Genomic DNA, 10,017 nt, shown 5'->3' with positions numbered 1-10,017 from the left:
CCGTCGGCGAAGCTCCGGCGTACGCGACGGCGGGTCGGTGATGAATAGGTACAGCCAGGTCGTGACGACAGGGCCGGTCCGGATCGCGACCTATGTGGACGGACAACGTTTTGGCAGCGGGGGCGCGATGTCGTTGTGCTGCCCTCCTACGGGCGAGACAGCGGCGAGGACTGCGACCGACTGGCCGCCTCGCTTGCCGCGATCGACCACCGCGTCCTGCGCCCACAGCTTCGCGGGATCGCCGGCTCGATGAGACCTATGCAGGACGTCAGGATGGAGGTCCTGGCCGACGACATTGCTGCCGTCATTGCACAGCCCGGCCTCGCCACCGCGGTCGTTCCCGGCCACGCATTTTGGAACTTCGTCGCGCGGGTGCTTGCGACCAACCATCCGGACAAGGTCGCCGCCGTCATCCTCGCAGCCACCTCCGGGCGTACCGTAGACAAGGAGGTCAACGAGGCTCCCTTCCGGGCGGGCGATCTGACACTCCCGGACAGCGCGCAGGTCGCCGCGCTAAAGCTCGCCTTCTTTGCTCCGGGGCACGACCCGTCGGGCTGGTTGTCCGGCTGGTATCCGGCAACGCTTACAACGCAGCACGAAGCCGTCAAGCGTTTGAACCCTGCGCTCTATTGGGGTGTGGGAGCCGCACCGATCCTCGAGATCATTGCTGAGCATGACCCGTTCCATGTTCGCGACGAGTGGGGCGACCTCCGGAGCGAACTTGGCGACCGGGTGATAACCACGGTTATCAAAGCCGCTGGCCACGCTCTGTTCCCGGAGCAAACTGATGCCGTTGCAGAGACGGTCATCAGCTATCTCTTTCGCAATATGGCGTCCGGACACGAAAGTGCATTCATCATGGCGGTCCCCGGATTTTCCCAGTTGCGCGCGTCGACCTCCGCTCTTGCGGGTGATCTGCCGCGCGATCTCGGATTTGCGCTGCGTACGGCGGCAGCGGCGATCCTGTCGCTGTATGTCGCGATGGCGCTCGATATGGCGACGCCGCATTGGGCCGCCTGGACGGTGCTGACGGTCAGCCTGCCCTCGATCGACCAGGCGTTCCTGAAATCGTTTCACCGGATGGTCGGCACGCTGGTCGGTGCGGCGGTGGGGGTTCTGTTCATCGCCCTGTTCGCGCAGACGCCGCTGCTGTTCGATCTGGCGATGACGCTCTGGGCGGCGTTCTGCGTCTATCTCGGGACGCGTGCGCGCCAATATGAGACGTATGCTCTCGCCCTGACCTGGCTGACCACGGGCATCATTGCGTACGGCAGCATATCCGACCCGAGCAATGCGTTCACCGTGGCGATCATTCGCACTGCGGAAGTCACCATCGGGATCGTCTGCGCCGGGCTTGCGGCGGCGCTGGTGGCGGGACACCACGCCCATGGCGCGACACAGGCGGACTCGCCGGTGCCGGGGCAGGCGCGGCGCAACGCGATCCGTGCTGCACTGGCGATCGGGCTGGCCAGCCTGTTCTGGTATGGGTCCGAGTGGGAAAACGGTCCTGATTTCGTGCTGATGTCGGGGGCGGCAGTGACGCTGTTCGCGGCTCACCCCAGTAAATTGTCGGCGACGCTCGGGTTGCTGCGCGGCTTTCTGCTCGGCACCGGGCTTGGCCTGTTCGTGCGGTTTGCGTTGTTCACCCAGGGCGATGGATTCGCGACCGAGGCGCTGGTGCTGCTGCCGTTTCTCGTGCTCGGTGGGCTCGGTGTTGCTGATTCGCGCACGCAGGGGCCGGCGACCGGGTACAATCTGGCGTTCATGCTTGCGGCCGATCCGTCGAACAATCTCGATTTCAATCTGGGAGCTGCGCTGAACACGGATTTTGCCATGATCGGCGGCGTGCTCGTCTCGGTGGTGGCGTTCCTCGGGTTCATACCGATCCGCGAACTCGCCCGGCGGCGGGCATGACGATTCTGCCCCCGCTTGCCGAGTTTTCGATCTTCGGCATCGCTGTCGAGCCGGCCGTGCCGATGATGCTGCTGGCGGTGCTGATCACCGATGTGCTGCGCCGCGTGCTGCGGTATGGCGGGGTCGATCGGATGGTGTGGAACTGGCCGTTGTTCATGTTGTCGCTGTTCGGCTGCATCGCCGCGGGGCTGATCCTCGCGATGCCGCCGATCTGATCAGGAAGAATTCGATGCTCGATTTCCTAAACCGTACGACGACCACGACCGGTGCGGAGGGCGATGGTGCGGCGGCGAAACCCTCGGGCTCGGATGCCGGGCCGTCGCGCACGTACAAGCCGCTGTTCTCCACCCTCGCCACGATCATCGCGGTGATCGCGGCGCTCTGGCTCGCGGTGCTGGCCTGGGCGCGTTACGATACGACGCCGTGGACGCGGGATGCCCGGGTCCGTGCGTATGCCGTGACGATCGCGCCGCAGATTTCGGGGCCGATCGTCGCGGTGGCGGTTCATGCCAATCAGACCGTGCGCAAGGGGCAGGTGCTGATGCGGATCGACCCGGCCGATTTCATCAACGCGGTTGCCGAGGCGCGGGCCGCACTGGCGGCGGATCGCGCGACCGCGCGGATGAAGGCGGCGGATGCCGCCCGCCGGGCACACCTGCCTTCGATCGCCGTTTCCGCCGAATCGCGTGACAACACGGCCGCCGCCGCGGATGCCGCCGAGGCGGCCGTGGCCGGCGATCAGGCACGGCTCGCCCAGGCGCTGCTCAACCTCAAACGAACCGTGGTGCGTGCGCCGGTGACCGGCACGATCACCAACCTGACCCTGCACGCGGGCGATTATGCTCATGAAGGGACGGCGGCGCTCACCGTCGTCGATGTTCGGCACATGTGGGTGACGGCTTATTTCGAGGAAACCGAACTGGCTCGGATCAAACCGGGATCCACTGCGAAGATCAGACTTCTGGCCGATCCGGGCGTTGTTCTCGACGGGGTCGTTCAGGGGATCGGGCGGGGCATTGCGGTGAATGACGTGCAGAATTCGGCGGGCGGCCTTCCGGTGGTCAACCCGGTCTATTCCTGGGTCAGGCTGACCCAGCGGATACCGGTGCATATCACGCTTGAGGACGTTCCGGCCGGCCTGTTTCTCGCTGCCGGCATGACGGCGACGGTGCGGATCGCCGGCGCGAAATCTCGAGCCGGCGGCATTGTCAGGTTGATTGGATCTGGTGCGATTGACTCTTGGTCATGATCGATCAGGTGCCCAGGTTGGCAGCATAATCATCCCAGAGGGCATTGTCAGGTTGACGCTACCTGCCAGTGTCCGTAGCACTTTGGCAAGATGGATTTGACCTCTCCGGTGCGGTTGAAGGGGTATCGCTTCCCCCCAATCGGTGATCGCGTACACGGTCTGGAGCTTTCACCGGTTTTATCTGAGCCTACGAGATGTTGAGAATTTGCTGGCTGAACGCGGTGTGACGGTGAGCTACGAGACAATCCGGGGGCATTGTCAGGTTGGAGGAAGCTGATGCATCAAACGCCATCAACATTACGATAGTAACATGAATGAGAGTTTTTTAAAACAATCGCCGGATGATATTTTTACGAAAGTTGTTTACTTTTGACCTCAATATCTTCAACCTGACAAAGCCGCTCGGATGGAGGCTCTGGTTTTCCCTCGCCCCCATCCCCCACCAGAGACCAATCTGGCGGACCCGGTCGGGCCTCTCATGTTACGATAAATGCTTTTCATCCATGATCCGGTCTTCGACGCCGGCGGAGCGACGTCATCTCGCTTAACGATGACGCGCGTACTGCCTTCATGTACGCGAACACATTCGGCCTCCGCGATCTTCACCATATCGGAGCTCAATTCCGCACCCTGCATGATCCCTGTCTCGGTATTGCATCATCTCTGAGGAAACGCGGCGAAGGTTGATTGTGGAGCCGACATCGCCTCACGGCATAAGCTCGCTCCTCATTCACGACCCATAAATAGCGGCGCCGCGGCACGCATACGACTGGCCAACGCTTCCGCCACCGCACGGATACGCGGGACGTGCCGCGTATCCTCATGCTGCACCAGCCAGATTTCCCGGGCCGGTAACGGCGGTGCGTCGAGCCGCACGAGATCCGTATCCGCCGCGACATGATGCCCCAGCACCACAATGCCTAACCCAGCCTGTGCGGCTGCCAATTGGCTGGCGCGGCTATCAGTACGCAACGCCACCTCCGCTCTTGGCGCCATGGCAGCCAGCGCATCTATTTCAGGGTAAGCGCCAGTTTCGTCGCGGGAGAGAATCAGCCGGTGTCCTACCCCATCGCCACCTGGCAAGGGCTTCGTAGCCCGCGCGGCAAGATAAGCCGCGCTGGCGTAGAGCCCGAAAGAGACCTCCCCAATCCGCCGCCCGAGGAGCAGTTGCCCTTTCGGACGCGCCAAACGGATGGCCAGATCCGCCTCCCGTGCCGCCAGGGAAAGCGTACGATCATCGGCGATCAGTTCAACCAGAATACCGGGATAACGTCCTGCCACGTCCGTCAGTGCTTGCATTAAAATACTCACAGCAAAATCGCTCACCGTGGTCAGCCGCACATTGCCTTCGAGGCGTATATCCCTCCCGCCTACGGCACGCTCAGCCGCCAGCGCCGCATCTTCCATCCGCTCCACTTCGGCGCGAGCGGCCTCACCCGCAGGTGTTAACCGAAACCCGCGCGGCGTGCGTTCCAGCAGCCGCACGCCGGCTCTGGCCTCAAGCGCCGCCAGCCGCCGCCCCATGGTGGATTGCCGTACCCCCAACCGCCGCGCTGCCGCCGAAAGCGTACCTTCACGCGCAATGGCCAAAAAGCTGTGCAAATCGTTCCACTCCACCCCGGACTCCATGCGAAAACGCATAATTATAGACCGGATATTGAGAATTAACCAAGCCCATTTGCATGGCTATTTAGGCCGTGAAGGAGATCCACTGATGACATCAAACATCGACATGAAAACCGCCGGCTATGGCGTTCTGCTGCTCCGTCTCTCGCTGGGCATATTGTTCTTGGCCCATGCCGGGATCAAATATTTTGTCTTCACCCCCGCGGGCACAGAACATTTCTTCGCTAGCCTTGGCCTGCCGGGCTGGTTTGGCATTTTCGTCATGATCTGGGAGTTCGCCGCCGGCATTGCCCTGATCGTTGGAATCTGGCCCCGCTTGGCCGCATTGCTGATCGCTCCGGACCTGATTGGCGCGATTCTGATGGTGCATATCCATAACGGCTTTCTCTTCACGGCGAAGGGCGGTGGCTGGGAATATCCGGCATTTTGGACGATTGCGCTCGTTGCGCTCGCACTGATCGGCGACGGCCCTTACACTTTGCTGCCAACTCTAAATCGGAAAATCACATGACGCTCCCCAGCCTGTTTGTCAGCCATGGCTCCCCCATGCTGGCCATCACGGACACACCGGCGAGGAGGTTCCTCGCCGGCTTGCCTACTCTCCTGCCACGGCCACGCGCCATTCTCGTGGTGTCCGCGCATTGGGAAACTGCGGAGCCGATGGTGAATAAAGTCGCCAAGAACCAGACGATCCACGACTTTTTTGGGTTTCCGCGCGCGCTTTACGATCTTCACTACCCAGCACCTGGTGATGAAGCTCTGGCAGAACATATCGCCACTATGCTCGGGCAGTCCGGATTTGCCACAGACCTTGTAACAACACGCGGCCTTGATCACGGCGCCTGGGTGCCGTTGATGCTGGCGTGGCCGGAGGCAAACATCCCCACGCTTCAGCTTTCCGTGCAGACAAGTCGCGGCCCCGACCATGCTTATCAGATTGGCCGCGCCTTGGCGCCGTTGCGCGACGAGGGGGTTCTGATTGTCGGCTCCGGCAGCTTCACGCACGATCTCAGGCGTTTCCGCGGGCAGCCAGTAAACGCCGCAGAAAGCGCAGACGTCACCGCGTTCAGCGAATGGATGAACACCGCCATCGTTCATAACGATACAACCGCTTTGCTAAATTACCGCGAACTCGCCCCTTATGCGCGTGACGAGCACCCAACCGAGGAGCATTTGCTGCCGCTCTTCACTGCTCTTGGCGCAAGCGACGGACCACCGCAAAGACTGCATAACTCAACCGAACATTCGATTTTACGAATGGATGCCTACAGCTTTGGATCAATACAGGCGAGCCTGACAATTTAGGTCGTGTGGACGGTTTTAGCCAGCATCAACCCGCAGGCAGGCAAAACTGATGATGTCTGAGTAACTGATGTCGGTCTTTTCGCAACGCATGGCAACGCGTTTGAATCGCTTAAGCTTGCCGATTGTCTGTTCGATGCGAGCTCGGAGTTTGTACAGGCGCTTTGGAAAAAAGCGAACAATTTGCTTGGAGTTTTCGCGGCGCGGGATAACTGGCGCGATTCCGCGCGCGAGTGCCACCGCCCGGTTGGACTGGCTGTCATATCCCTTGTCGGTCATCGCGATGCGCAGCCGGACGTCGGGGCCGATGTCGAGCGACGTCTCGAATTGTGTGCTGTCGCTGACCTCCCCGCCGGTCAGATGGAAATCGAGAGGGTTGCCCTCGAGATCTGTCTTGAGGTGGATTTTGGTCGAGAAACCGCCGCGCGAGCGGCCGAATGCCTGATTTTTCTGCCCCCTTTTGCACCGGCGGCTGAGATGTGCGCCCGGGCTGTTGTGCTATCGAAAAACTGGACCACATGAGCGGTCGTATCCACCGGTGAGTGCCGCGGTCTGATTGCCGGTCGGTGTTCGCGGATCTCTGGAGTGGGGTGGTCAGGCGGCCAGTGCGACCGGGTTCTGATTTTGCGGTGCGATCCAGTTTCAGGGCATCAGTTCCTCGATCCGGTGGACAGGATGGCTGGCGATGCGCGCGAGGATATCGGCGAGCCAGGCCTGTGGATCGACATCGTTCATTTTTGCCGTTTATGCCGTCCACCGATATTTGTGGGTAATCGAAAGTCAGACCGGATGGTTACCCTTGAACCGTGCTGCCAGGAACTGAATCATCGCGCGTGTTTTCAGTGGAACTTGCCGAGTGGGCGCGTACACAGCATGGATTCCAAGTTCGGTGATTGGCGGATTATCGAGCGGCAAGGCCACCAAAGAACCAGAGCGCAGTTCATCAGAAAGCAGGAAGTGGGGTTCGTAGATAATCCCATGACCTGCTATAGCGGCATTACGTAGCGCCTCGCCATTATTGATCCGTAGCGTGCCGGAGATCGTGACAGAGATCTTGCCATCGTCTCCAAATGTCCACCGGTGCAAGCTGTTGAAGCTCGATAGCGTATAGGTCAGGCAATTGTGGTTGGCCAGTTCGGCAACGGTCTGCGGCGTACCTCTGGCTTTCAGGTAGATCGGTGAGGCACATACAAGCATCTGTGTCGATGCAATCTGACGGGCTTTGAGACTACTCTCAACAAGACGCCCAATGCGGATCGTAAGATCCCACCCTTCTTCAACCATATCCACCATACGGTCGCTCAGTCCAAGTTCGACCGTGACCTGTGGATGAAGCCGCGAAAATTCTGCCATCGCCGGGGCAATATGCAGAGACCCAAACGATAACGGGGCATTCACACGCAAAAGCCCACGCGGTTCGATTTGCCCGGAACTGACAGCCTTCTCCATCTCTTCAATCTCCGGAAGAATACGGCTGCAGAAGTCCAGATAGGTCCGCCCCGCCTCGGTCAGTGACAGACGCCGCGTCGTGCGTTGGAAGAGCTGCACGCCCAAGCGATCTTCCAGACTTACGATGTGTTTCGTTACCATTGTTGGCGAAAGACCCAGCGATCGGGCTGCCGCTGAGAAGCTCCCCCGAGCGGCCGTTCGTGTGAATACCTCCATCCCCAGCACGCGATCCAGCACAGCTATCTCATTCTATCAGTGTGAGGTGAAAACAATTTAAAGCGGATTATCATCTAATCTAAATGGAGTACATGAGGGTCAACGAAACGACGTGCCTTTCAAAAATTCTTTTCTCTATCTCAAGGAGTTACTCTAATGCGTAAATTCACAGCCTCGATCGCGATTTTGGCCTCTCTCGGAGTGTTTGCTCCGTTTGTAGCGAACGCCGCGGTCGGCACGTCGATGTATCAGCCGTCTCCAATCACCGCTCACGCATCGGTCGCTCAAAACAAAAAAGTTGCCGGGGGTCGTGCTGTGTACAACCAGCAACTCCAGTCCATTCAAAGCAATCGTAACTGAACCGCGCCGGGAATCCCGGAGGCTGTCTTGTTTGAGTCAGGCCACCATAGCCAGCTCGTTCAGTTGTTCATAGTAGCGCGCTTCGGCTTCGGCGGGCGGGATATTTCCGATCGGCTCGAGGAGGCGTCGGTTGTTGAACCAATCGACCCACTCGAGGGTAGCGAATTCCACGGCTTCGGCGTTGCGCCAGGGTCCGCGTCGGTGGATCACCTCCGCTTTGAACAGGCCGGGCCGCGCAGGCCGTTGATCGTCTCGGCGAGGGCATTGTCGTAGGAGTCGCCGACGCTACCGACTGATGGTTCGATGCCGGCCTCAGCCAGGGGCTCGGTGTAGCGGATCGAGACATATTGGACACCGCGATCACTGTGATGCACAAGGCCATCCCGCTGCGTCGGACGGCGATCGTGAAGGGCCTGCTCCAAAGCATCGAGCGCGAAGCCGGTCTGCGCTGTGCGCGACACCCGCCAGCCGACGATACGACTCGCGAAGACGTCGATCACGAAGGCGACGTAGACGAAGCCCTCCCAGGTTGCCACGTAGGTGAAATCAGAACCCTCCGCCGCTATTCCATGCTCTGTGCGCATGGAACTTTGAGCGCCTCCGCCCAGAGGGCATTCGGGCAAAGGGCATGGAATTGCCGGTTCACGTGGTCGCGTGGGCAGGGGGCGGTCGGGTTGCTGATCGTCGTCTTCACCGGCTTGCCGCGGATTACGCCCGCGAGCCCCATCTCCGCCATCAGCCGCGCCACCGTACAGCGCGATTCCGATCCCTTCGCGCCGCAACTGCCGCCAGACCTTGCGCACACCATAGACCTGGAAATTTTCATCCCATACCCGGCGGACCTCCGTTCGCAGCCGGATGTCTCGTTTGGCCCGCGGCGGCAGGCGCTCTGGATCGGAACGGCGGCTGGCATGCTCATGGTAGGTTGAGGGTGCGATCGGCAGAACCTCGCAGATCGGCTCGACACCGTGAACCTCGCGATGCGCGTCGATGAACGCGATCATGGCCTGTACCGGCCGCCCTACTCCGCCTGTGCAAAATATGCCGATGCCTTGCGCAGAATCTCGTTCGCCTGGCGCAGTTCGCGGTTCTCCCGCTCCAGAGCCTTCATCCGATCGCGCTCATCGCTGGTCAGACCAGGCCGTACACCACGGTCCCGCTCCGCCTGGCGGACCCAACCCCGAAGGGTCTCACCCGTGCAACCAATCTTCGCCGCGATTGAACCGATCGCCTCCCATTCGGAGGCGTAATCTTTCGCGTGCTCCAACACCTTCCGGACCGCACGCTCGCGGACCTCAGGCGAATATTTCTTCGATGTCTTTCGCTTCTCCATAGCCCCATCCTCTCAAGAGTTGGGGCCTCCGGCAAATCTGGCGCAGTTCACACTCCATGCGTCAGATGCATCAATGGCGCAAAATCAAAGACGGAGTAGACACCCGAACGGGTTCCCTGATATCGGCCGCACCTCTGCTGACGTCGCGCGACTTGCGCCGTTCATTTGTCCTCGGTGCTGCGAGTGCCGTCGGTGTTGTCGCGGCACTGCTGCTCGTCATTGCCCTCCTGGCCGCTGGTTTGGGATGGACAGGCCCCATTACGATTCTCGGCACATGCGTCATTTGCTCCGCTGTCTCGGCAGGCCTCTTCATCCAATCGGTCACCAAGGATGTCCGGATCGAGCCTTCCGAGATAGGATCTTCGGATCCGTCGGTACTGGAGAAGGCGGTGCCGTCCTGACCGTCCCGGTATGAAAGTTGCGCCGTGGTTGACTATGGATTTTGAGGAACGAGGTGATTTCAACGAAGTGCCTGGTTTTGATAGGGGCTATGGTGGTCGGCGGATGATTAAGAGACCGACTTCAACGGGTGACCGCTACAACTATCGTTTAGTGGTACGACGTGGCG

General features: G+C 60.5%; 10 protein-coding genes, 3 pseudogenes and 1 other annotated feature. Of the genes and pseudogenes, 8 read left to right on the top strand and 5 right to left on the bottom strand.

All coding sequences use genetic code 11. The features are described from left to right. Positions 1-135 precede the first annotated feature (135 nt). From ACP5E6_RS13220 to ACP5E6_RS13205, 4 genes and pseudogenes are all read left to right on the top strand, one after another. A complete protein-coding gene (locus ACP5E6_RS13220; RefSeq protein ID WP_427954732.1) occupies positions 136-1,914 on the top strand; it encodes an alpha/beta fold hydrolase in 1,779 nt (592 codons plus the stop codon). Continuing rightward, positions 1,911-2,129: a DUF1656 domain-containing protein gene (locus ACP5E6_RS13215; RefSeq protein ID WP_427954731.1), complete on the top strand. Its 219-nt coding sequence runs from the start codon at positions 1,911-1,913 to the stop codon at positions 2,127-2,129. The genes ACP5E6_RS13220 and ACP5E6_RS13215 overlap by 4 nt, the downstream gene beginning before the upstream one ends. A 14-nt stretch (positions 2,130-2,143) precedes the next feature. Beyond that, positions 2,144-3,163 (top strand): efflux RND transporter periplasmic adaptor subunit, encoded by a 1,020-nt coding sequence (locus ACP5E6_RS13210; protein WP_427954730.1) that lies wholly within the window; start codon positions 2,144-2,146, stop codon positions 3,161-3,163. A 90-nt stretch (positions 3,164-3,253) separates the two neighbouring features. Then, positions 3,254-3,413 (top strand): annotated as a pseudogene (locus ACP5E6_RS13205) (IS6 family transposase); the annotation flags it as partial. A gap of 476 nt (positions 3,414-3,889) precedes the next feature. Here the strand turns inward: ACP5E6_RS13205 and ACP5E6_RS13200 are convergent. Then, positions 3,890-4,780 (bottom strand): LysR family transcriptional regulator, encoded by an 891-nt coding sequence (locus ACP5E6_RS13200; protein ID WP_427954729.1) that lies wholly within the window; start codon positions 4,778-4,780, stop codon positions 3,890-3,892. Here ACP5E6_RS13200 and ACP5E6_RS13195 point away from each other — a divergent pair. Continuing rightward, the gene (locus ACP5E6_RS13195; protein WP_427954728.1) at positions 4,746-5,300 is read left to right on the top strand and encodes a DoxX family protein; all 555 of its coding nucleotides are present in this window, start codon (positions 4,746-4,748) and stop codon (positions 5,298-5,300) included. The two genes, ACP5E6_RS13200 and ACP5E6_RS13195, sit on opposite strands and share 35 nt — an antisense overlap. Then, complete coding sequence (locus ACP5E6_RS13190) at positions 5,297-6,094, top strand: DODA-type extradiol aromatic ring-opening family dioxygenase (protein WP_427954727.1); 798 nt, start codon at positions 5,297-5,299, stop codon at positions 6,092-6,094. Before ACP5E6_RS13195 ends, ACP5E6_RS13190 begins: the two co-directional genes overlap by 4 nt. Before the next feature lie 15 nt (positions 6,095-6,109). Here the strand turns inward: ACP5E6_RS13190 and ACP5E6_RS13185 are convergent, their stop codons facing one another. From ACP5E6_RS13185 to ACP5E6_RS13175, 3 genes and pseudogenes are all read right to left on the bottom strand, one after another. After that, a complete protein-coding gene (locus ACP5E6_RS13185) occupies positions 6,110-6,496 on the bottom strand; it encodes a transposase (protein WP_427954736.1) in 387 nt (128 codons plus the stop codon). Positions 6,497-6,733: 237 nt separating this feature from the next. Further along, a pseudogene (locus tag ACP5E6_RS13180) lies at positions 6,734-6,835 on the bottom strand (transposase domain-containing protein); the annotation flags it as partial. 36 nt (positions 6,836-6,871) lie between these two features. Further along, positions 6,872-7,777 carry a LysR substrate-binding domain-containing protein gene (locus ACP5E6_RS13175; RefSeq protein WP_427954725.1) on the bottom strand — a complete coding sequence of 302 codons (906 nt, stop codon included), beginning with the start codon at positions 7,775-7,777 and terminating at the stop codon, positions 6,872-6,874. A gap of 135 nt (positions 7,778-7,912) precedes the next feature. Here ACP5E6_RS13175 and ACP5E6_RS13170 point away from each other — a divergent pair, with 135 nt between their 5' ends. Continuing rightward, positions 7,913-8,116: a hypothetical protein gene (locus ACP5E6_RS13170; RefSeq protein ID WP_427954724.1), complete on the top strand. Its 204-nt coding sequence runs from the start codon at positions 7,913-7,915 to the stop codon at positions 8,114-8,116. Positions 8,117-8,152: 36 nt separating this feature from the next. On the opposite strand, the pseudogene ACP5E6_RS13165 reads toward ACP5E6_RS13170, so the two are convergent. Continuing rightward, positions 8,153-9,449 (bottom strand): annotated as a pseudogene (locus tag ACP5E6_RS13165) (IS3 family transposase). Continuing rightward, positions 9,046-9,162 (bottom strand) — a sequence feature (AL1L pseudoknot). It overlaps the preceding pseudogene by 117 nt. Positions 9,450-9,505: 56 nt before the next feature. Here ACP5E6_RS13165 and ACP5E6_RS13160 point away from each other — a divergent pair. Then, complete coding sequence (locus tag ACP5E6_RS13160; RefSeq protein WP_427954722.1) at positions 9,506-9,850, top strand: hypothetical protein; 345 nt, start codon at positions 9,506-9,508, stop codon at positions 9,848-9,850. Positions 9,851-10,017 lie beyond the last annotated feature (167 nt).

Source organism: Acidiphilium sp. (assembly GCF_049977125.1).
Classification (GTDB): Bacteria; Pseudomonadota; Alphaproteobacteria; order Acetobacterales; family Acetobacteraceae; genus Acidiphilium.
The sequence above is the reverse complement of the archived record's forward strand: the minus strand, read 5'-3'. Positions and strand labels throughout refer to the sequence as shown.

Coding starts and splice junctions, on each gene's coding strand:
- ACP5E6_RS13215 (WP_427954731.1), top strand. CDS start 1,911: ATGACGATTCTGCCCCCGCTTGCCGAGTTTTCGATCTTCGGCATCGCT.
- ACP5E6_RS13210 (WP_427954730.1), top strand. CDS start 2,144: ATGCTCGATTTCCTAAACCGTACGACGACCACGACCGGTGCGGAGGGC.
- ACP5E6_RS13195 (WP_427954728.1), top strand. CDS start 4,746: ATGGCCAAAAAGCTGTGCAAATCGTTCCACTCCACCCCGGACTCCATG.
- ACP5E6_RS13190 (WP_427954727.1), top strand. CDS start 5,297: ATGACGCTCCCCAGCCTGTTTGTCAGCCATGGCTCCCCCATGCTGGCC.
- ACP5E6_RS13170 (WP_427954724.1), top strand. CDS start 7,913: ATGCGTAAATTCACAGCCTCGATCGCGATTTTGGCCTCTCTCGGAGTG.
- ACP5E6_RS13160 (WP_427954722.1), top strand. CDS start 9,506: ATGCGTCAGATGCATCAATGGCGCAAAATCAAAGACGGAGTAGACACC.